Origin of the sequence: Saccharopolyspora antibiotica, from assembly GCF_047200635.1 — a bacterium.
GTDB lineage: Bacteria > Actinomycetota > Actinomycetes > Mycobacteriales > Pseudonocardiaceae > Saccharopolyspora_C.
The window spans coordinates 25,047-46,113 of record NZ_JBJZOI010000026.1 but is presented as its reverse complement, the minus strand read 5'-3'; the positions used below and the strand labels follow the sequence as shown (position 1 = coordinate 46,113).

Annotated in this window: 16 protein-coding genes; 11 read left to right on the top strand and 5 right to left on the bottom strand. The window is 74.0% G+C overall.

Annotation, left to right across the window (positions count from 1 at the left end; translation table 11 throughout):
• Positions 1–3 precede the first annotated feature (3 nt).
• On the top strand, positions 4–477 hold the full coding sequence (locus tag ACL03H_RS20555; RefSeq protein ID WP_412812913.1) for a nitroreductase/quinone reductase family protein: 474 nt from the start codon (positions 4–6) through the stop codon (positions 475–477).
• Here the strand turns inward: ACL03H_RS20555 and ACL03H_RS20550 are convergent.
• Positions 464–1,192 carry an SAM-dependent methyltransferase gene (locus ACL03H_RS20550; RefSeq protein ID WP_412812912.1) on the bottom strand — a complete coding sequence of 243 codons (729 nt, stop codon included), beginning with the start codon at positions 1,190–1,192 and terminating at the stop codon, positions 464–466. The two genes, ACL03H_RS20555 and ACL03H_RS20550, sit on opposite strands and share 14 nt — an antisense overlap.
• Before the next feature lie 344 nt (positions 1,193–1,536).
• The gene (locus tag ACL03H_RS20545) at positions 1,537–1,662 is read right to left on the bottom strand and encodes a hypothetical protein (RefSeq protein WP_412812911.1); all 126 of its coding nucleotides are present in this window, start codon (positions 1,660–1,662) and stop codon (positions 1,537–1,539) included.
• Positions 1,663–2,101: 439 nt separating this feature from the next.
• Between ACL03H_RS20545 and ACL03H_RS20540 the strand changes: the two genes are divergently transcribed.
• Entirely contained in the window at positions 2,102–3,529 is a 1,428-nt protein-coding gene (locus ACL03H_RS20540; protein ID WP_412812910.1) for an LCP family protein, read from the top strand.
• Positions 3,530–3,611: 82 nt separating this feature from the next.
• On the opposite strand, the gene ACL03H_RS20535 is transcribed toward ACL03H_RS20540, so the two are convergent.
• Positions 3,612–6,434, bottom strand: coding sequence for an aconitate hydratase (locus ACL03H_RS20535; protein WP_412812909.1), 2,823 nt, complete (start codon positions 6,432–6,434; stop codon positions 3,612–3,614).
• A 348-nt stretch (positions 6,435–6,782) separates the two neighbouring features.
• On the opposite strand from ACL03H_RS20535, the gene ACL03H_RS20530 reads away from it, so the two are divergent.
• Positions 6,783–7,673 (top strand): MIP/aquaporin family protein, encoded by an 891-nt coding sequence (locus tag ACL03H_RS20530; RefSeq protein WP_412812908.1) that lies wholly within the window; start codon positions 6,783–6,785, stop codon positions 7,671–7,673.
• A gap of 107 nt (positions 7,674–7,780) precedes the next feature.
• Positions 7,781–8,707 carry an EamA family transporter gene (locus tag ACL03H_RS20525; RefSeq protein ID WP_412812907.1) on the top strand — a complete coding sequence of 309 codons (927 nt, stop codon included), beginning with the start codon at positions 7,781–7,783 and terminating at the stop codon, positions 8,705–8,707.
• A gap of 248 nt (positions 8,708–8,955) precedes the next feature.
• Here ACL03H_RS20525 and ACL03H_RS20520 read toward each other — a convergent pair whose 3' ends face one another.
• Both ACL03H_RS20520 and ACL03H_RS20515 read right to left on the bottom strand, forming a co-directional pair.
• Positions 8,956–13,485 (bottom strand): cation-translocating P-type ATPase, encoded by a 4,530-nt coding sequence (locus tag ACL03H_RS20520; protein ID WP_412812906.1) that lies wholly within the window; start codon positions 13,483–13,485, stop codon positions 8,956–8,958.
• Between the two features lie 130 nt (positions 13,486–13,615).
• Positions 13,616–13,846 carry a hypothetical protein gene (locus tag ACL03H_RS20515; RefSeq protein WP_412812905.1) on the bottom strand — a complete coding sequence of 77 codons (231 nt, stop codon included), beginning with the start codon at positions 13,844–13,846 and terminating at the stop codon, positions 13,616–13,618.
• Between ACL03H_RS20515 and ACL03H_RS20510 the strand changes: the two genes are divergently transcribed.
• The 7 genes from ACL03H_RS20510 (at position 13,827) to ACL03H_RS20480 (ending at position 20,939) form a co-directional block, all read left to right on the top strand.
• Positions 13,827–14,234, top strand: coding sequence for a hypothetical protein (locus ACL03H_RS20510; RefSeq protein ID WP_412812904.1), 408 nt, complete (start codon positions 13,827–13,829; stop codon positions 14,232–14,234). The two genes, ACL03H_RS20515 and ACL03H_RS20510, sit on opposite strands and share 20 nt — an antisense overlap.
• Before the next feature lie 313 nt (positions 14,235–14,547).
• Positions 14,548–15,378, top strand: coding sequence for an SIR2 family NAD-dependent protein deacylase (locus ACL03H_RS20505; protein WP_412812903.1), 831 nt, complete (start codon positions 14,548–14,550; stop codon positions 15,376–15,378).
• A gap of 210 nt (positions 15,379–15,588) precedes the next feature.
• Complete coding sequence (locus ACL03H_RS20500) at positions 15,589–16,893, top strand: NlpC/P60 family protein (protein ID WP_412812902.1); 1,305 nt, start codon at positions 15,589–15,591, stop codon at positions 16,891–16,893.
• A 95-nt stretch (positions 16,894–16,988) separates the two neighbouring features.
• Positions 16,989–17,537, top strand: a complete 549-nt coding sequence (gene mobA, locus ACL03H_RS20495) for a molybdenum cofactor guanylyltransferase (RefSeq protein ID WP_412812901.1) — start codon at positions 16,989–16,991, stop codon at positions 17,535–17,537.
• Positions 17,538–17,860: 323 nt separating this feature from the next.
• Entirely contained in the window at positions 17,861–18,943 is a 1,083-nt protein-coding gene (locus ACL03H_RS20490) for an AAA family ATPase (protein ID WP_412812900.1), read from the top strand.
• A gap of 53 nt (positions 18,944–18,996) precedes the next feature.
• The gene (locus tag ACL03H_RS20485; RefSeq protein ID WP_412812934.1) at positions 18,997–19,956 is read left to right on the top strand and encodes a DUF58 domain-containing protein; all 960 of its coding nucleotides are present in this window, start codon (positions 18,997–18,999) and stop codon (positions 19,954–19,956) included.
• A gap of 2 nt (positions 19,957–19,958) precedes the next feature.
• Positions 19,959–20,939 carry a VWA domain-containing protein gene (locus ACL03H_RS20480; RefSeq protein ID WP_412812933.1) on the top strand — a complete coding sequence of 327 codons (981 nt, stop codon included), beginning with the start codon at positions 19,959–19,961 and terminating at the stop codon, positions 20,937–20,939.
• The last annotated feature ends 128 nt before the right edge of the window (positions 20,940–21,067 follow it).

Below are 21,067 nucleotides of genomic sequence, written 5' to 3'. Positions count from 1 at the left end.
GGCGTGAGCGTGCTGATCAAGGTGGCGCAGCGGCTGGGCAGGCAGCGGTGGTTCGCCGCGGTGGGCAAGCGGGTGGTGCCCGTCGACCTCGCGGTGCAGCGCCGCACGGGGGGCCGGATCAGCCTCGCGCGGCTGGCCGGGCTGAACTCGATGGTGCTCACCACCACCGGGCGCCGCAGCGGCCTGCCGCGCTCGGTCCCGCTGCTGTACGTGCACGACGGCGCGGACTTCGTGGTGATCGGCTCGAACTGGGGCCAGGCCGCGCATCCGGGCTGGTCGGCGAACCTGCTCGCGCACCCGGAGGCGGAGGCCGACCTGGTGTCGCGCCGCGTCCCGGTGCGGGCCCGGCTGGTCACCGGAGCGGAGCGCGAGCGGCTCTGGCGGGACGTGATCACTCCGGTCTGGCCCGCCTACGACGACTACGCCGCCCGGGCGGGAGGTCGGCGGCTGCGCGTGTTCGTCCTCAGCCCGAGGTGACCTGCGGCCGGAGCTCGCCGATGATGATGGACCACCCGAGCGAACCGCGTTCCCGGGTGAGGTAGTCGTTGCGGAACCGGCGCGAGTCGGCCAGCACCACGTCCCGCTGCGGGTGCTCGGGGTTGCGCTGCGCCCAGTCGTGGGCGTTCTTCCACTGCCGCGACTCGTAGCGGTCCCAGTCGTCGACCGAGGCGGACACGATCCCGGTGACCTCGACGTCGAACTCCTCGGCGATGTGCACCAGCTCGATCAGCGACGGCAGTTCCTCGGTGGAGGAACCGTCGACCGAGTGCACGTCGCCGACCGCGATCCGACCGCGCTCGCCCAGCGCGCCGGTCATCCACTCCAGCGCCGCCCGGTAGCCGCCGAGCGCGAAGGTCGCGCCCAGGCAGGTCGCCACCTCGCAGGAACCGGCTTCGGGGGAGAAGTCCAGCGCGGGTCCCGTCACGAGCCGGATCCGATCGGTGAGCCCGCCCTGCTCCGCGCGGTCCCGGGCGGCCGCGGCGAACTCGGGGTTGAGCTCCAGGCCGACCACTTCGGCGCCCATCGCCGCCAGCTCCGCGGCCCACCACCCGCGTCCGGCACCGACGTCGAGCACCCGGTCCCCGGCGCCGACCTCCAGGTGCTCGGCGACCTCGCGGAGCTTCGCGGGGCTGCTCGGGTTCTGGACGTCGTGGGTGGCCTCGACGATGGAGAAGTAGTCGATGTCGCTCATCGGCGGACAGGGTAGCGGACCCCCGCCGGCCGCCCGCGCGGCCGATCCTCCCGCGCAGCGCGGCAGAACCGCTGAGATGGATCTTTGGCGGGCACCGGGACCGGAGCAGAGTGGCGGCCGACGGCGTTCCGGGCCGGAGGGAGAACCGATGATCCGCGCGTGCCGCGCCCGCCGAGCCGGGCGGTGCCGCGCCCAGGACGAGCGCCCGGACCGCCCTCCGCCGGAGCCCCGCCGCGACGAGTGCCCCGCCGGTGGCGATCACGTCCTCATCCCGTCCCAGGGAGGGGGCCTCGTCTGCGTCAAGTGCGACCGGCCGCGCTGATCCCCCTGTCGGCAGGAGCGGATCAGGCCCGGCCAGGTGCGGGCAGGCCCGCGAGGCAGCGGAGGCAGGGCATCCCCCGCGGGGTGCGGGAGACCTCGGCGGCGTCGGCGGGGATGAGCTCGCCGCGGGCCGTGGTCCACGGCGTCACGTCCTCGACCGGTCGCCCGGCCTCGGCCAGGTGGGCCTGCCCGCGGGACTCGGCGATCGCACCGGCGGCGAAGCGGACGCCACGACCTCGCCCGCGGCGGCGGGCAGGTGTTCTGTGCCGGGTCTCCCCGCGGAGCGCTCGGGCACGGCCGGTTCACCTCCGGTGGTGTGACGCGGCCGCACCCGCGAGGTGACCCGGGGTGAGCGATGCCGCTACCCGGCCAGGGTAACCAGTGGGCCGGAATGCCGGACGGATCCGGCCGAGCAGCTCTCCTCCGCAGCGGACGGTCACGTGGTGACGGCACCACCTCGGGATCGCGGGGAATTCGGTGGAACCAAGCAGGCGCCCCGGTCCCGGGAGCGGACTCCGACGCCCGGCTGAACGGCGCGGCCGTGGATAGCCTGACCAGCGGCGTCCGTCGGAATCCGGGGGTGGATCGGTGAGTCGAGGATCGCGCGAGTTCATCGCGCCGGACCTGCCCCGCCGCTCGCGGGCCGCCGTCGTGGGCCGGGTCTGCGTCGCCCTGCTGTCGGCGGTGGTGCTGGCCGCGACCGGCTACGGCTGGGCGAACTACGGCGACCTGCCGTGGGAGCTGAGCACGAGCTCGGCCACCGACGGGGCCACCGCGGACGGCGCCACCGACATCCTGCTGGTCGGGCTGGACAGCCGCACCGACGCGCAGGGGCGCCCGCTGCCGGATCGGGTGCTGCGCGAGCTGGGCGCGGGGCAGAACCCGGCGAGCCTCACCGATACGCTGATCTTGGTGCACGTGCCCGAGAACGGCTCCCGCGCCACGGCCTTCTCCATCCCCCGGGACACCTACACCACCATCCCCGGGCACGGCGAGCACAAGATCAATTCTGCGTACGGGCGGGGCAAGGCCGCCGCCGCGGCGAGCCTGGGCGCGCTCGACGGGCCGGAGCGGGAGCGCCGTGCCGCCGACGCGGGCCGCGCCCTGGTCACCGAGTCGGTGGAGCGGCTCACCGGCTCCCAGATCGATCACTACGCGGAGGTGAACCTGTTCGGCTTCGCCCAGCTCACCGATGCGGTCGGCGGGGTCCCGGTGTGCTTGCGCCGCCCGGCGCACGATCCGCTCTCCGGCGCGGACTTCGCGGCGGGCCACCAGCGCCTCCAGGGCGCGGAGGCGTTGAAGTTCGTGCGGCAGCGCCACGGCCTGCCGCGCGGCGACTTGGACCGGATGGTGCGCCAGCAGGCCTTCCTGGCGGGCCTGGTGCGCACCGCCACCTCCGGTGGCCTGCTGTCCCAGCCGGGCGAGCTGCGCGAGCTGATCGAGGCGGCGCGGGCCTCGGTGGTGCTGGACCGGGAGTGGGACGTGCTCACCTTCGCGCAGCGGATGCGGGGCATCGCCGCGGGCGACGTGGAGTTCTCGACGATCCCGATCCGGGACGCCGCCTACGACACCCGGGACGGCCAGGCGGTGCGGGTGGATCCGATCGAGGTCGCCCGCGCGGTGCAGGGCGCGGCCCACGGCCGCCCCGCCCCGGTGGCGGCGGAGGGTTGGGAGGAGACGGGCGTGCCGGAGGAACCTGACCTGTCGGGGGACGCGGGTGAGCGCACCGCCGCATCAGCGACCGGGGAGTCCGCCGACTCGTCCGCCACGTGGTCGTCCACCAGTGCCGAGCAGGGGAGCGCGGAACCGTCCGCGACCCGCACCACCGCGGCCGACACCACCGGCACCTCGTCCAGCTCTTGGTCGACGAGCGTCGCGACCTCGGAGCAGAGCCGGAGCCGCGTCACGGCCACCGGCACCACCCCCGATTCCGGAAGTGCGGAGTCCGAGAGCGCGGCCGAGGCCCCCGTCGCTCCGGAGCCGATGGCCGCCAACGGCGTGCACTGCATCAACTGACCGGCCTCGGACGTGCGACGGCCCCGGCGCGCTCGTGACGTGCCGGGGCCGTCGATCAGCTACCCGCCGGATCGGCAGGTGATCAGGAGCGGATCATCTTGCGCAGCACGTACTGCAGGATGCCGCCGTTGCGGTAGTAGTCCGCCTCGCCGGGGGTGTCGATGCGCACCGCGGCGTCGAACTCGACGGTGGACCCGTCGCCCTTGCTCGCCACGACCTTGACCGTCCGCGGGGTATCGCCGTCGTTGAGCGCGGTGATGCCCGTCAGGTCGAAGGTCTCGGTTCCGTCCAAGCCGAGCGACGTCGCCGAGGAACCCTCCGGGAACTGAAGCGGGATGACGCCCATGCCGATCAGGTTCGAGCGGTGGATGCGCTCGAAGGACTCGGCGATGACCGCCCGCACGCCCAGCAGGCTGGTGCCCTTCGCGGCCCAGTCGCGGGAGGACCCGGAGCCGTACTCCTTGCCGCCCAGCACGACCAGCGGGGTCCCCTGCGCGGCGTAGTTCTGCGCGGCGTCGTAGATGAACGCCTGCGGAGCGCCGTCCTGGGTGAAGTCCCGCGTGTAGCCGCCCTGCACGTCGTCGAGCAGCAGGTTCAGCAGCCGGATGTTGGCGAAGGTTCCGCGGATCATGACCTCGTGGTTGCCGCGGCGCGACCCGTAGGAGTTGAAGTCCTTGCGGTCGATGCCGTGCTCGCTGAGGTAGTGGCCCGCCGGGGAGTCCGGCTTGATCGCACCGGCCGGGGAGATGTGGTCGGTGGTGACCGAGTCGCCCAGCAGCGCCAGCACGCGGGCACCGGAGATGTCGGTGACCGGGTTCGGCTCCATGCCCATCCCCTCGAAGTACGGGGGCTTGCGCACGTAGGTGGACTCGGCGTCCCAGTCGAAGGTCTCACCCTCCGGCGTGGGCAGCGCGCGCCAGCGCTCGTCGCCCTTGAAGACGTCCGCGTAGTCCTTGGTGAACATCTCCTGGGTGATCGCCGAGTCGATGGTCTCCTGGACCTCCCGCGGCGTCGGCCAGATCTCGCGCAGGAACACCGGCTTGCCGTCGGTGTCGTGGCCCAGCGGCTCGGCCTCGAAGTCGAAGTCCATCGTGCCGGCCAGCGCGTAGGCGATCACCAGCGGCGGCGAGGCCAGGTAGTTCATCTTGACGTCGGGGTTGATCCGGCCCTCGAAGTTCCGGTTGCCCGACAGCACCGAGGTGACCGACAGGTCGTTCTGCTGCACCGCGGCGGAGATCTCCTCCGGCAGCGGGCCCGAGTTGCCGATGCAGGTGGTGCAGCCGTAGCCGACCAGGTGGAAGCCCAGCTTCTCCAGGTACGGCCAGAGCCCCGCCTTCTCGTAGTAGTCGGTGACGACCTGCGAACCCGGGGCCATCGAGGTCTTCACCCAGGGCTTGCGGGTGAGGCCCTTGTCCACGGCGTTGCGGGCCAGCAGCGCGGCGCCCAGCATCACCGAGGGGTTCGAGGTGTTGGTGCACGAGGTGATCGAGGCGATCACCACGGCGCCGTGGTCGAGCTCGAACTCGCCCAGCTCGTCCGAGGACACCGTGATCGGGTTCGTCGAGCGGCCGGAGGCGCCGTCGGCGGCCGAGACCGGACGCGGCTTGTCCCCCTCGCCGTGGTGGGTCACCGAGACCGGGTCGCTGGCCGGGAAGGACTCCTCGCCGGCCTCGTCGAGCGCCGCGTCATCGGCGTTGCGCACCTGGACGTAGTCGGTGAGCGACTTGCGGAACGACGACTTGGCCCGGGAGACCTCGATGCGGTCCTGCGGACGCTTCGGCCCGGCGATCGAGGGCACCACGGTGGAGAGGTCGAGCTCCAGGTACTCCGAGTACTCCGGCTCGCGGTCGGCGTCGTGCCAGAGGCCCTGCTCCTTGGCGTAGGCCTCGACCAGCGCGACCTGCTCGGTCGGCCGGCCGGTGAGCTTGAGGTAGCGGATCGTCTCGTCGTCGATCGGGAAGATCGCGGCGGTGGAGCCGAACTCGGGGCTCATGTTGCCGATGGTGGCGCGGTTGGCCAGCGGCACCGAGGCCACGCCGGAACCGTAGAACTCGACGAACTTGCCGACCACGCCGTGCCCGCGCAGCATCTCGGTGATCGTCAGGACCACGTCGGTGGCGGTGGCACCGGCGGGGATCTCGCCGGTCAGCTTGAAGCCGACGACGCGCGGGATCAGCATCGACACCGGCTGGCCCAGCATCGCGGCCTCCGCCTCGATGCCGCCGACGCCCCAGCCCAGCACGCCCAGGCCGTTGACCATGGTGGTGTGCGAGTCGGTGCCGACGCAGGAGTCGGGGTAGGCCTGCCCGTTGCGGGACATCACGGTGCGGGCCAGGTGCTCGATGTTGACCTGGTGCACGATGCCGGTGCCCGGGGGGACGACCTTGAACTCGTCGAAGGCGCCCTGGCCCCAGCGCAGGAACTGGTAGCGCTCCTTGTTGCGGCCGTACTCGAACTCGACGTTGCGCTCGAAGGCGTCCGGCCTGCCGAACACGTCGATGATCACCGAGTGGTCGATGACCAGCTCGGCCGGGGCCAGCGGGTTCACCTTGGAGGTGTCGCCGCCCAGCTCGGCGACCGCCTCGCGCATGGTGGCCAGGTCGACCACGCAGGGGACTCCGGTGAAGTCCTGCATGATGACCCGCGCGGGGGTGAACTGGATCTCCGTCGAGGGCTCCGCCTTGGCGTCCCAGCCGGCCAGGGCGCGCACGTGGTCGGCGGTGATGTTCGCACCGTCCTCGGTGCGCAGCAGGTTCTCCAGGAGGATCTTGAGGCTGTAGGGCAGCCGCGCCGCGCCGTCGACCGCGTCCAGCCGGAACACCTCGTAGGAGGCGTCACCGACCTTCAGCGTGCCGCGGGCACCGAAGCTGTCCTTGCTCGCAGGTGCAGTCACGTTCAACTCCATCTCGCGACGGGCGCAAGTCAATTCGGGAACGACCGGGAGTCTCGCGCACGTCGGCCGAGCGTGCGCGTGGACCAGCCCGATCTCAGGGCCCTAACAGTACGCTTGTCCTGTAAATCGCCTCAAGGCCGGGTTCGCCGGGTCGAGCCCGGTGCGCGCGCGTCCCCGCCGTTTCCCGTGCAAGTCGGCGCTCAGCTCCGCGCGACGGTGCGGGAGATCACCCTCTCCCCGGCGCCCGAACCCGCCCGCCCGGCGCCGCGCGCCCGCCGTGCCGCGGACTTACGCTCGACGCGGCAGACCGCCGGACGGGCCGGACCAGGTGCCGCCCGGCGCTTCAGCGCAGGGGGGACCATGGCCACACGTGAGCGCTCCCGCAAGGGGCCCTGGAACGGGCTCAGCGGCGAGCTGTCGGCGGAATTCCTCGGCACCTTCGTGCTCATCCTGATCGGCTGCGGTTCGGTGGCCGTCGCGCTCGCCGGACTGCCGGGCTCCGGTCGCCAGGAAGGCGCCTTCGGCGCGGCCAACTGGCTCATCGTCGCCTTCGGATGGGGGCTCGCCGTCGTGTTCGGCGTGTACGTCGCGGGCGGCGTCAGCGGCGCGCACATCAACCCGGCGGTCACGCTGGCGTTCGCCGTCCGCCGCGGCTTCCCGTGGCGCAAGGTCGGGCCCTACATCGCCGCGCAGGTGGTCGGCGCGTTCCTCGGGGCGAGCGTCGTGCACGCCTGCTACCGGTGGGCCATCGACGCCTACAACGCGAAGGCCGGGGTCACCCGCGCGCAGTCGCTGGACACGTTCTCGATCTTCGCGACGTTCCCGGCGAAGTACTTCGGCTCCTCCTGGTTCGGTCCGCTGCTGGATCAGGTGGTGGGCACCGCGCTGCTCGTCGCGCTGATCTGCGCCCTGATCGACCTGCGAAACACCGCGCCCGCCTCGAACCTCGGCCCTTACCTGATCGGGATGGTGGTGACCGCCATCGGGCTGAGCTTCGGCACGAACGCGGGGTACGCGATCAACCCGGCTCGCGACTTCGGGCCGCGGCTGTGGACCTACCTGGCCGGCTGGGACCAGATCGCGCTGCCCGGCAGCTACCAGTACTTCAGCTGGTACTTCTGGATCCCGATCGTCGGGCCGCTCGTGGGCGGTGTGCTCGGGGCGGTGGTCTACGACCTGTTCATCGGCCGGGTGCTCGCGACGCGGGAGACCGCGCCCGAACCGGGTCGCGCCGGCGAGCCCGAGACCTGATCCCCGGCGCCCGGGGCGGTGGGCCCGCCGCTCGTTCGCGCTCGGGCGGACGACCCGCTCCCGGCCCCGTCGGCACCTGGATCGGTGGTGCCGGGACCTGTGCTTCGATGATCGGCGTGCGCACGCTGCTCGCCGTTCCCAAGTCCGCCGGTGTGACCGCCGCGATCGTGTCCGCGTTCTGCTTCGGCGGTTCGGGCCCCTTCGCGAAACCCCTGATCAACGCCGGTTTCACGCCGCTGCAGGTGGCCTGGCTGCGGCTGGCGGGCGGAGCGCTGCTGATGCTGCCGTTCGCCGTGCGCCACGCGGGGGCGGTGCGCGCGGCGCCCTGGCTGCTGCTGGGGTACGGCGTGTTCGCCATCGCCGGGGTGCAGATCTTCTACTTCGCGGCCATCGCGTCGATCCCGGTGGCGGTGGCGCTGCTCATCGAGTTCCTGGGGCCGGTGCTGGTGCTCGGCTGGATCCGGTTCGTGCGCCGCAGCCCGGTGACCCGGCGGGCCGCGGCGGGCACGGCGCTGGCGCTGGTCGGGCTCGCCTGCGTGGTGGAGATCGCGGCCGGACTTCGCTTCGACGGCCTCGGGCTGCTGTTCGCGCTGGCGGCCGCCGGATGCCAAGCCGGGTACTTCCTGCTCTCCGACAGCTCGGTCGAGGTCGATCCGCGCGCGCTGGCCTCCTACGGGCTGCTCGTCGGCGCGGCGATCGCGACGGCGGTCGCGCGGCCCTGGGAGCTGGACTGGGCCCTGCTCGCCGAGCCGGTCGAGGTGGCGGGTGCGCCGTTCCCCGCGCTGCTCCTCGTCGGCTGGGTGGTGCTGGTGAGCACCGTGCTGGCCTACCTCACCGGCATCGTCGCGGTGCGGTGGTTGTCCCCGCCGGTGGCGGGCGCCGTGGCGTTCCTGGAGCCGGTGGTGGCCACGGTGCTGGCGTGGCTGCTGCTCGGCGAGCACGTGGGCCCGTGGCAGCTCGCCGGAGGAGCGCTGGTGCTGGCGGGAGCCTTCGTCGCCCAGCGCTCGGCGCCCGCGGCCGAGCGCTGGGTCTGATCCCGGCCGGCCTCAGGCCGCGCTGGTCATGCGCAGGTAGGCGGTCTTCGCGGCGTGCACGATGAGTCCCTCGAGGAGGGCCACGGCCACGCTGGTCAGCAAGGTCGCCAGGAAGTTCATGGTGGAGGCGCTTTCTGCCGGGTAGTTCCTGCTCGGACTTCACCAGGGTCGCCGCGCGGGGTGAGTGCGCGGTGGGAACCGGGTGACGCGCAGGTGAAGCGCTGGCGAACGTCGCGACACCCGGCGGATCAGGTGGGTTCCGGAACGCCGGTGAGCCGTCGTCGGCCGTTCGGCCCGGGAAGCGCCGCCTGCAGCACCACGCCCTCCACGACGTGCTCGTCGGCCGCGGGTTCCTCCTCGGTGTCCGCGTCCCGCTCGGGTCCGGGGGCGGGGAGCGCGCGCTGCTCCGATGCCTCCGCCCCGGCCCAGCGCTCCCAGAGCACCACGGCCGTGGTGGATGCCACGGCCGATCCGAGGGCTATCCACCACTGATGTGGTAGTAGCGGGCTGTTGCCGAAGAACTGGCTGACGCCCGGGACCTGCACCACCACGGCCAGCACTGCCAGCGAGGCCACCCCCGAGCCGAGCACCAGCGGGGTGCGCCCGCGCACCGCGAGGGTCTGGGCGAGTTGCGCGGAGACCAGCGCGACCAGCCCGGTGGTCCGGGCCTGGGCCGGGGTGGACAGCGGACGGGCCAGGGCCCACGCCGCCCCGGCCGCCCCGGCGGTGGCCGCGGCCCGCAGGTACACGGCCCGGGTCAGCGCCGCGCCGAGGGAGGCGTCCGGCCCCTCGGCCAGCAGCCGCTCCGGGGTGGCGTGCGGCGGCGGTCGCACCGCGATGGCGATCGCGGGGAGCACGTCGGTCAACATGTTCACGACCAGCAGCTGACGGGCGTTGAGCCCCGCCGCGCCGCCGCCGAGGAACCCCGAGCCCACCGCGTAACCGATCTCGCCGAGGTTGCCGCCCAGCAGCATCGACAGCGCGTCGTGCACCGAGGCCCACATCCCGCGGCCCTCCACGATGCCGTCCGTGATGGTCTCGATCCGGTCGTCGGTGACCACCAGGTCGGCTGCCTCGCGGGCCGCCGGGGTCGCCCGCGAACCGAGCGCGATGCCGACGTGGGCCAGGGTGATGGCGGGGACGTCGTTGGCGCCGTCGCCGGTCATCGCCACGGTCCGCCCGTCGGCGCGCAGCAGTCGCACGATCCGCGCCTTCTGCGCCGGACTGACCCGGGCGAACACCGAGATCGCCGGCAGCTCAGCGGCCAGCTCCTCGTCGTCGAGCTCGTCGAGCTCCGCACCGTGCATGACCCGCTTGCCGCCGAGCATCCCGAGCTCGGCCGCGATCGCCTCCGCCGTGCTCGGGTGATCACCGGTGATCATGATGACGTCGACCCCCGCGCGCCCGAGCCGGGCCACCGCCGCCGCCGCGGTGGGCAGCACCGGATCGGCGAGTCCGAGCAGGCCGACGAAGTCCAGGTCGTCCACATCGGAGTCATCGAGTTCGGACCCCGCGGCGTCCGGAGCGGACTTCGCCGCGACCGCGAGCAGCCGGTAGCCCAGCAGCGCGAGGCGTTCGATCTCGCGCTCGACCTCGGCTCGCGCCGCCGCGTCGAAGGCGCGGTACCCGTCCGGGCGTCGCCACCGCGCGCAGCGCTCCAGCACCACCTCGGGAGCGCCCTTGACGTGCAGCGCGATCCCGTCGAGCCCGCGCGAGCGGGTGGCGTGGAAGCTGCGCGAGGGCTCGAAGGGCAGGTCGGCCAGCACCTCCCGGCCGTTCGGGTCGATGCCCGCGGTCAGCGCCCCTTCGAGCACGGCCCGGTCGGTCAGGTGCGGCAGCGGCTGGTCGTCCTCGGCCTGCGGGTTCGCCCGCACCGCGACCCGCACGACGTCCCGCCCCGCTTCGTCGAGCTGGTCCGGTGCACTGCTGCGGGTGCCGTCGGAGACCTGGCCGAGGGTGATCCGCCCCTGGGTGAGGGTGCCGGTCTTGTCGAAGCAGAGCGCGTCCACCCGGCCGAGCGCCTCGATGGTGGCGGGGCTGCGCACCAGCACCCCGCGCCGGGCCAGTCGCCGCGCCGCCGCGAGCTCGGCGAGGGTCGCCACGAACGGCAAGCCCTCCGGCACGGCGGCCACGGCCAGCCCGACCGCGCGGCTGACGGTCTGCGCCAGCGGGGTTCCCCGCAGCAGGTCCGCGACGAGCAGCACCCCGCCGGCGCCGACGGACAGCGGCAGGATCTGCCGCGTGAGTTCCGCGAGCCGGGCCTCCACGCCCCCGGCGGCGCCGCTGGAGGGTCCGCTCTCGCGGGTGGTGCGGCCGATCTCGGTGGCGCTGCCGGTGGCCACGACGACAGCTGTGGCGGTCCCGGTGGCCACGCTCGTCCCCTGGTAGAGCATCCCGGTGCGGTCGCCCAGCGCGGCGGCGGTGGTCGCCTCCGGTGTCTTGACCACGAGGTTCGACTCGCCGGTCAGGCTGGATTCGTCGATCTCCAGGTAATCGGCCTCCAGCACCCGGCAGTCCGCGGGCACCCCGTCCCCGGAACGCAGCTCGATCACATCGCCGGGCACCAGCCGGTCGGCGGGCACGGTGATCGTCCGACCGTCGCGGCGGACCTGCGCGGACAGCTGCCCGGCGTCGAGCAGCCGGGCCAGCTCGCGATCGGTGGCGACCCGCTGCACCCCGTCGATGAGGGCGCTGATCCCCAACACCCCGACGATGAGCACCGCGTCCACCACCGAACCCAGCCCGGCGGAGGCCACGGCGCCGAGCACCAGCACCGGGGTGGCGGGGTTGACCAGCCCCTCCAGCGTCGCCCCGGTGACGCCCGGTCGGCGGTCCGCGTCCTGGCCCCCGACGTCGCCCTGCCAGCGGTGGGCGAGCGCGCTGTCGAGGCCGTCCAGGGAGCTGTCCAGCAGGGCCAGCACCGCCTTGCCCGGCAGCGCGTGCCACGGCGTGCGCTGCCGCGGTGCGGGTGGCGGCCGGTTGCCCGCCTGCAGCCCGGCCAGGGTGCCGGTGCCGATCGAGAACAGGCTCGCCGCGTGCACCGGCAGCCCGGCGCGGGCCGGGGCGCCGAGCGAGGGTCCGAGCGCGGAGAACAGCACGCCCAGGCAGGTCCCGCCGAGCGAGAGCGCGGCGGCGTGCCGGCTGGCGGTGCGCGCCTCGGCGGCGGAGCGGAGGACGGCGTGCGCCTCGGTCCGGTCCGGGCACAGCACGTCGGCCCCCCACGGGGTCGGATGCCCGGGGGTGAGCAGGCCGATGCCGACGTCGGCGGCCGCGAGCGCCGCGTGCGCCCGGGTCGACACCAGCGCCACGACGTGCCCGTCCTCCTGCAGCCGACGCACCGAGGTGGTGAGCCGGGTGCCGCCGTGCACCGCGTCGTCGACGGAGAGCCTGCGGTCGAGGCGGCTGCCGATTCCGGCGAGCACGGCCGTCCCGGCGGTGCGGGCGGCCTCCACCAGCTCCTCGGCCAGCGGGTCGAGCTCCTCGACGACGACCACCACCGCGACGGCCTGCTCGTGCCGGCGCAGCAGCAGGAGGGTGGCGCCCCGCTCGCGGTGGGCGCGCAGCGGGATCCGCAGGTGCGCGGGCAGGTCGCCGCTGCGGCCGTCGAGCGGTGCGCACGACCAAGCGCCCCGGCTGCGCCGGTTCTTCGGATGGTGCGGGTCGACGAGTTCGGCCGCGTGCCCGAACAACCGGGTGGGGTCCGCGTCGGCGTCCAGCGGCAGCGCCTCTTCGACGACCTGGCGCCCGGTCAGCAGCGCGGGCGCGTCGAGCACCACGGTGTCCACCCGGTCCAGCCGCCGCAGCGAGCGCGGTTCGAGCACCAGGGTGCCGCGGGTCGACAGGGCGGTGGTGAGCTGCGCGGCGAAGGCCTCCCGCCCGGCCTTCGCCGGTCGCGGGACGGCGGCGAGCATGGTGGCCAGGGCGCGTCGCTGGTCGCGGGTGGCGGCCAGCACCGTCCCGTACCCGCCGAGCGCGAATGTGCCGGAGAGGTTGCAGACCTGCTCGACCGGGCCGTCGGGCAGCGGGTGCGGGCGAGGCGCGGCGGCGAAGGCCTCGGCCTCGTGCGAACCGGGGTGCGCCGCCGCCTCCCAGCGCCGCCAGGCCTGGTGCCGTGCCAGCCGCTCGCGCGCGGTGCAGAACCGGGAGCTCAGGTCGGTGAACACCGCCAGCGGGTTCTGCGAGAGCCCCTGGGTGATCGCCCCGCCGATGCCGAGCGCGGCCTCCGCGCCGGCGCGGCCGAGAGCGCGCTCCGCGCCGGCGCGCAGCCACGGCACCGAGTCGGCCAGCGAGACCGCGGCGGGCACCAGGGGAGAGGTGGGTCGCAGCGGCAGCAGCGAGGCCAGCGCGGAGTACCCCATCCCCAGCGCGCTGAGCGCGAGCGCGCCCGCGTCGCGCACCAGCGCATCGGGATCGCCGGGGTGGGCGGCTCCCGCCGGGGCGCGGCCGAGCTCGCGCAGTCCGTGCTCGTCCTCGACCTCGTCGACGACCCGCGCGAGCTCGCGGCCCCCGGCGCGCTCGGCGTCGTGGTGCACCAGCACGCGGCCCAGCACCGCGTTCACCTCGACCCCGCGCACTCCGTCCACGTCGGACAACCGCGCGCGCAGGTCCTGGGCCGCTCCCGCCGATTCCGGCACGTGCAGGCCGAGGACTTCGAGGTGGGTCCGGTCCCCGCAGGAGCTGGTGCGGCGGGTCAGCGGCGCGACGCAGAGGGTGCGCACCGCCTCGGCCACGGGGGTGGCGGCGTGCGCGGCGCGCGACAGCAAGGTGCCCAGCGGCATGGGGTCCCTCTCCGGGAGCGTGGGCGCCGTTCCCGGCTGAAACCGGCGGCGGTGGACGAGGACGCGCGTTGCCGCCCCGGGACCCGCGGAAGCGCGGGGGTCACCGGGGCGGGCGCGGACGCGCGGCGCGCTACTTGCGGTCGCCGCTGCCGACGACGGCGGTGCCGACGCCGATGGCCAGCGCGACGGGCCATTCGAGCAGGCTCAGGGCGACTCCGGCGGCGAGGCCGCCGTAGAACAGGGCGTGGCCGGGTTCGGGCAACTGCGCGCGCACGGTGTCGGCGGCGGAGGCCAGTTCCTTCTTGCCGGGCAGTTGCACGTCGGGCTTGTGGAACTGGGCGGTGACGAACGGCAGGTGCACCGTGGCCTGCCGCGCGGTGGACGTGCGGGCCGAACTCGTGCCCGTGGCGGCGCCGGAGCGGGAGGTGCCGCCCTGCCGCGAGGTGCTCTGGCGCGCGCTGGTGCTCTGGCGGGACGAGCCGCTCCCGCCGGACCCGCTGCTTCGCCCGGTGGTGCTGCTGCGGCGCGTCGAGCTCTGCGCGGTGGTGCCGCCGCCCCGGGTGGCGGTGCCGCTCTGCCGACCCGAGCCCGACCGCGTGCCCGACCGGGAGGCCCCGGAGCTCCGTCCCCGGGTGCTCGCGCTGGACGCGCGCGTGCCCGAACCGCCGGACGTGCCGGAACTGGTTGCGCTGGTCATGAGTTCCTCCCCGCTGACGACGCACGGAAACCTCCAGCGTAAGCGCCTGTGAACAGGGTATGAATCGAACGAAGCGGAAGAACCCACGAACGAGTCGAACCGCATCGCCGCTGCTCACCCGGGGTGAGATCTCCTTGCGGTGCAAGGCAAAACCGGCGATGCGCGGCGGGCGCGCCAGCGCCCCGCTGGCGGCCACGAGGGAGCGAGCCGCCTTCCGGTCGCCCCGGTTTCCGGGTGCCCGAGCCAGGCGGCCCCGCGCGCGCCACCGAGTTGCGGAGCTGCCGTCACGGGTACCGCCGCGATCGCCCCGACCTGCGCTGATGCCCGCGTTCCCGCTGGCCGGGCAGTCGTGGGACCGTGGTGAGGTGACAGCACGCGGCAGCGACCCCGCATCCGAGCACGCCCGCGCCCGGGAGCTGTTCGCGGCCGCCCGGCGGATCACGGCGCTCACCGGAGCGGGGATCTCCACCGCCTCCGGCATCCCGGACTTCCGCGGGCCGAACGGCGTGTGGACCCGCGACCCCCGCGCGCAGCGGCTCAGCGACATCAACTCCTATCTGGCCGATCCCGAGGTGCGCCGGGAGTCCTGGCGCATCCGCGCGGAGCACCCGGCGTGGACGGCCGAGCCCAACGCGGCGCACCGCACGTTCGCCGATCTCGCCGCGCAGGGCCGGTTGTCGTCGGTGCTGACGCAGAACATCGACGGTCTGCACCAGCGCGGCGGGCTCGACGCGGGGCTGGTGCAGGAGCTGCACGGGTCGGTGTTCGGCGTGGTGTGCCTGGACTGCGGGGCGACCGGCTCGATGCGCGCGGCGCTGGCGCGGGTCGCCGAGGGCGAGGACGACCCGCCGTGCCGCTCCTGCGGCGGCATCCTCAAGTCCTCCACGATCTCCTTCGGCCAGTCGCTGGACCCGGACGTCATCCGGGCCTCGCAGCGGGCGGCGCTGGACTGCGACGTCTTCCTCGCGGCGGGCACCTCGCTCACCGTGCACCCGGCGGCCGGGCTGGTGGAGCTGGCCGTGCGCGCGGGGGCCCGGCTGGTGATCTGCAACGGCGAGCCGACGCCGTACGACGAGCTCGCGGCGGCGGTGCTGCGCGACCCGCTGGCCGAGGTGTTGCCCGAGTTGGCCGCGGTCCCCCGCACCGGCGACGCCGAACCGCTGCGCACCTGGGGCGACCCGAGCACCTGGCAGTAGTCTCCCGAGCTTCCGCCGGGCGCGCTGGATCCATCCAGCGCGCCCTTTTCGTCTTGTTTCCTCCTGCTCGGGCGATCTGTGACTCGTGCGTCCGGAGTGACGAATTGCGGCAATAGTGGTGCACGTGCACAGTGGTGCTCGTCCTGTGCGCCGAACGGCGCAACATCTGCAAGGCCGAATGGACCAATTCGGCGGCTGGAGGTGCGGGTCGTGCGCCGACCTCGACGACTCACCGGCGGTCTGGTCCTCGCCTCCGCGCTGGCCCTCGCGCTCCCGGTCGGCGCGGCGAGCGCCCCGGAGCCGCCGACGCGGCCCGGCGATGGCGAGATCGAAGCACAACGCGACCGGGTCAGCGACCGGGCGGACCGCGTCGGTGAACTCACCCAGCGCCTCGCCGAGGCGGAGTCCCGGCTCGGCGAGCTGGGCGCGCGGGTCGAGCTGGCCATGGAGGACGCCAACAAGGCCCGGGTCGACCTCGACCGCGCCGAGCGCGCTCGCTCCCGCGCCGAGCAGGTCGCCGCCGGGGCGCAGGGGCAGTCCGCCGCCGCGGCCGCCGAGGTGGAGCGGCAGCGGGCCCGCCTGGACGAGTTCGCCGCGGGCAGCTACCGCCAGGGCAGCAAGCTCGGCTCGCTCACCGCCTACGTCGGCGCGCACGGCCCCGAGGACCTGCTGGCGCGGGCCGAGCTCCTCGACACGGTCGGGCGCACCCAGCTCGACGTGCTCGACGACCTGGAGCGCTCCCGGATCGACCGGGTGAACAAGGACTCGCTGGCCCGCGAGGCGTTGCGGGACGCGGCCGCCGCGCGCGCCCAGGCGGCCGAGGCCAGCGACCGGGCCGAGGCCGCGCGGGCCGCGGCGATCACCGCGCGCGCCGAGCAGGCCGGGACCGCCGCCCACCTGGAGGCCGAGCGCGACGACGTGCGCTCCGAGCTCGCCGCGGCCCGCTCCTCGGTGGCCGGGCTGGAGTCGCAGCGCGACCGGTACGAGGAGTGGCTCGCCGCCAGCCAGGCCGCGCAGGCCGGACAGGGACAGGACCCCGGCCCCGGGGTGAGCCAGGGCAGCCCGGCGCCGGAAGACGACGACGAGCCCGCCACCGGTTCGGTGGAGACCGTGGTGGACCGGGCGTTGTCCCAGCTCGGCACGCCCTACGCCTGGGGTGGCGGGAACGCGAGCGGACCGACCCGCGGGATCCGGGACGGGGGAGTGGCCGACTCCTACGGCGACTACCGCAAGATCGGTTTCGATTGCTCCGGGTTGATGATCTACGCCTTCGCCGGGGCGGGCGTGCGGCTCGACCACTACAGCGGCTACCAGTACCAGTCCGGCACCCAGGTCCCGCTGGCCTCGATGCAGCGCGGCGACATGCTGTTCTGGAGCAGCGGTGGCCGGATCCACCACGTCGCTCTCTACCTGGGGTCGGGGAAGATGGTGGAGGCGCCGTACTCGGGCTCGCACGTCCGCGTCACCCCGGTTCGCTACGCCGGTATCGCCCCGTACGCGGTTCGCGTGCTCTGAGCCCGTCCCGCGCTCCGCGCCGCCCGGGTCGGCCCGGTTGTCGGGTGGAGCCGGTGAGCGCGGGGGAGCGGCGGTGAGGTAGGCATCGGCGTGTGATGGAGGACTTCGCGGCTGTGGTGCTCGCCGGTGGCCGGTCCCGGCGGCTCGGGGGAGTGGACAAGCTCGCCCTGCCCACCCGCGGCGGCACCCTGCTGGACCACACCCTCGCCGCTGTTCGCGGCTGCGCGCCGATCGTGGTCGTCGGTCCGCGGCGATCGGTCGCCGCGGACGTCCGCTGGACCCGCGAGGACCCGCCCGGTTCCGGACCGCTGGCCGGGCTGAGCGCGGGATTGGCCGAGGTCCCGTTCGCGCGGGGAGCGGTCGCGGTGCTCGCCGCGGACCACCCCGGGATCGGTCCGGAGACCGTGGCCCGGCTGCGGAGGGCCGTCATCGGACCGGGGGCCGTGCTCGTCGACGACTCCGGCCGGACGCAGTGGCTGCTGGGCGTGTGGCGGATCGAGGAGCTGCGCGCGGCGATGCCGGGGGAGGTGCGCGACCGGCCGGCTCGCGCCCTGTTCGGTGCGCTGGACCCGGTGCGTGTTCCCGCGGTGGGCGCGGAGGCCGCCGACGTCGACACCCCCGAGGACCTGCACCGCCTGGACTGAGCTGCGCGAACACCGACCCGACCCCCGCGTGGCCGAACATGTTTAATTGCTCTATGGTTTCAGTGTTGACTGAAATTAATCCGCGCGGCGGGCTCCGCGACACCAACTCGCGACACCGGCACAACGCCACGACGACGGGGGCTTCACAGGGGTCACACCGCCGGTGCGGTTGACTTCGCACCTGGCCGGGTGCCCGCTCGCGCACCTGGGGCCCAGCCGTGCCAAGATCGCTCGCGCGGCGCGGGCGCCGAGGCCCCGCGGGGAGCGCGGGCGAGCAGGTGCGCGACGAAGTCGACGCGAGGACGCGAACGAGAGGTGTCGAAGTGACCGAGGCCGGCGACGGCGGGGCGGCTCCCGCGGAGCAGGTGCACACCCCGGCCCGGGACGCGCAGCTGCTCGAACGCACCGTGTTCGAGGTCAAGCGGGTCATCGTCGGCCAGGACCGGCTCGTCGAGCGGGTGCTGGTCGGACTGCTGGCCAAGGGCCACGTGCTGCTGGAGGGCGTGCCCGGCGTGGCGAAGACCCTCGCGGTGGAGACCTTCGCCAAGGTGGTCGGTGGCTCCTTCTCCCGCTTGCAGTTCACCCCGGACCTGGTGCCCGCCGACATCCTCGGCACCCGCATCTACCGGCAGGGCAGCGAGCGCTTCGACGTCGAGCTCGGTCCGGTGCTGGCGAACTTCGTGCTCGCCGACGAGATCAACCGCGCCCCGGCCAAGGTGCAGTCGGCGCTGCTGGAGGTCATGGCCGAGCGCCACGTCTCCATCGGCGGGGAGAGCTTCCCGATGCCCAACCCGTTCCTGGTGCTGGCCACCCAGAACCCCATCGAGAACGAGGGCGTGTACCCGCTGCCGGAGGCGCAGCGCGACCGCTTCCTGTTCAAGCTCCAGGTCGAGTACCCCTCCGCCGAGGAGGAGCGGGAGATCGTCTACCGGATGGGCGTGGCCAGCCCGGAGCCGACGCCGGTACTCGACGCCGGGGAGCTGACCAGGCTGCAGGGCGTCGCCTCGCAGGTGTTCGTGCACCACGCGCTCGTCGACTACGTGGTGCGGCTGGTGCTGGCCACCCGGACTCCGAACGAGCACGGGCTCTCGGACATCGCGGGCTGGGTCTCCTACGGCGCCTCGCCGCGCGCGAGCCTGGGCATCGTCGCCGCGTCCCGGGCGCTGGCACTGGTCCGGGGCCGGGACTACGTGCTGCCGCAGGACGTGGTGGACGTGGTGCCGGACGTGCTGCGGCACCGGCTGGTGCTGTCCTACGACGCGCTCGCCGACGGCATCGCCGTGGACCACATCGTCAACCGGGTGCTGCAGACGGTCCCGCTGCCGCAGGTCTCGGCGCGCCCGCAGCAGCTGGCGCAGCCCGGCGGCTACGGGCAGGCCCCGGTCGGCCCGCCGCCGCAGTACTGAGCCGCGGGCGGCGTTGCCCGATCAGACGAGACGAGGAGCGATCAGCCGTGTCGGTGAGTTCCGCCCAGGACGGTGGCGCCGAGCGCCCGTCCTGGGCTCCGCCCCAGCTCTCCGGGCCGGAGGGGCCGCGGCTGCACGCCGCGCTGCGCTCCCTGGAGCTGACCGTGCGCGGCAGGCTGGACGGGCTGTTGCAGGGCAACCACCTCGGCCTGGTCCCCGGTCCCGGCACGGAGCCGGGGGAGGCGCGGGTCTACCAGCCCGGGGACGACGTGCGACGGATGGACTGGGCGGTCACGGCGCGGACGTCGGAGCCGCACATCCGGCAGACCGTCGCGGACCGGGAGCTGGAGACCTGGGTGGCGATGGACCTGTCGCCGAGCCTGGACTTCGGCTCGGCCGCCTGCGACAAGCGGGAGCTGGCGATCGCCGCACTCGCGGCCGTGACCCACTTGACCAGCGGTGGTGGCAACCGGATCGGCGCGGTGGTGGACACCGGCACCGGGCCGGTGCGGTTGCCCGCGCGCGGCGGGCTGGGGCACGCGCGGGCGTTGCTGCGCCGGGTCGCCGAGGTGCCGAGGGCCGAGGTCGGCACCCGGGGTGATCTGGCCGGATTGCTGGAGTCGCTGCGCAGGCCGCCCCGTCGGCGGGGCCTGGCGGTGGTGGTCTCGGACTTCCTGGGCGATCAGGACTGGCGGCGGGCGCTACGCGGGCTCGGCGCCCGCCACTCGCTGCTGGCCGTCGAGGTGCTGGATCCCCGTGACGTGGAACTGCCGGACGTGGGCACGGTGGTGCTCTCCGACCCGGAGACGGGGGAGCAGCGCGAGGTGCGCACGACACCGCTGCTGCGCAAGGAGTTCGCGGCGGCGGCGGCCGCGCATCGCGAGGAGGTCGCGGTGGCGCTGCGGCGGGCGGGGTGCGCGCACCTGGTGCTGCGGACGGATTCGGACTGGATCGCCGACGTGGTGCGGTTCGTGGTGGCCCGCAAGCGGGGATGGTCCGGGGGAGCGGCGTGATGTTGAGCGTGTCGGGGTTCGCCTCGCCGTGGTGGTTCCTGCTGCTGCTGGTGATCGCGGCGCTGGTCGGCGGTTACGCGTGGGCGCAGCGGCGCGCGCGCAAGGAGTCGTTGCGGTTCAGCAACCTGCCGGTGCTGGACCGGGTGGCGCCGAAGCGGCAGGGCTGGCCGAAGCACGTGCCCGCCGCGCTGCTCGCGGTGGCGATGTTGCTCCTGACTGTGGCGCTGGCAGGTCCGACGGCTGAGCAGCGGATCCCCCGGAACCGCGCCACCGTCATGCTCACCGTGGACGTGTCGTTGTCGATGATGGCCAAGGACGTGGAGCCGAGCCGCCTGGAGGCGGCGAAGATCGCGGCGAAGGAGTTCGCCGACAAGCTGACGCCGGGGATCAACCTGGGCCTGGTGTCGTTCGCGGGGACCGCCACGGTGATGGTGATGCCGACGACGGACCGGCCCGCGGTGAAGCAGGCGATCGACAACCTGTCGCTGTCGGAGGCGACGGCGACCGGGGACGGCATCAACGCCTCGATGTCGGCGATCGACTCGTTCGGGAAGATGGTCGGTGGGCCCGGTGGCGCGCCGCCCGCGAGGATCGTGCTGATGGCCGACGGCGGGCAGACCATCCCCCGGGATCTCAACGCCCCGCGCGGGGCCTACACCAAGGCGGACGAGGCCAAGAAGGCCGGGATCCCGATCACGACGATCTCGTTCGGCACGGACTACGGCACGATCGACATCGAGGGCCAGTCGCAGCCGGTGGAGGTCGATGACGGGGCGATGGAGGAGATCGCGGACCTCTCCGGCGGGGAGTTCCACAAGGCGGCGAGCGCGGAGCAGCTGCGGCGGGTCTACGACACGCTGGGCGAGCAGATCGGCTACGAGATCAAGCACACCGACGCCAGCAAGCCCTGGCTGGTGCTGGGCACGCTCACCGCGATCCTCGCCGCGGCGCTGTCGCTGCTGCTGGGGCGCCGACTGCCCTGAGCGGTTCCCCGCCGCGGCACGCCCGCCCCGCCGAGCGATGCCGCCGAGACGGGACGCGGTCGCACTGAACCCGGCGCCGGGTGTTCCGCGCTCGGGCCCGGTCTCGCACGTGGGGGTGGAGCCGGGCG

Excerpts from the sequence above, each read along its gene's own strand:
- ACL03H_RS20525 (WP_412812907.1), top strand. The coding sequence starts at position 7,781 with ATGATCGGCGTGCGCACGCTGCTCGCCGTTCCCAAGTCCGCCGGTGTG.
- ACL03H_RS20520 (WP_412812906.1), bottom strand. The coding sequence starts at position 13,485 with ATGCCGCTGGGCACCTTGCTGTCGCGCGCCGCGCACGCCGCCACCCCC.
- ACL03H_RS20530 (WP_412812908.1), top strand. The coding sequence starts at position 6,783 with ATGGCCACACGTGAGCGCTCCCGCAAGGGGCCCTGGAACGGGCTCAGC.
- ACL03H_RS20550 (WP_412812912.1), bottom strand. The coding sequence starts at position 1,192 with ATGAGCGACATCGACTACTTCTCCATCGTCGAGGCCACCCACGACGTC.
- mobA (WP_412812901.1), top strand. The coding sequence starts at position 16,989 with ATGGAGGACTTCGCGGCTGTGGTGCTCGCCGGTGGCCGGTCCCGGCGG.
- ACL03H_RS20535 (WP_412812909.1), bottom strand. The coding sequence starts at position 6,434 with ATGGAGTTGAACGTGACTGCACCTGCGAGCAAGGACAGCTTCGGTGCC.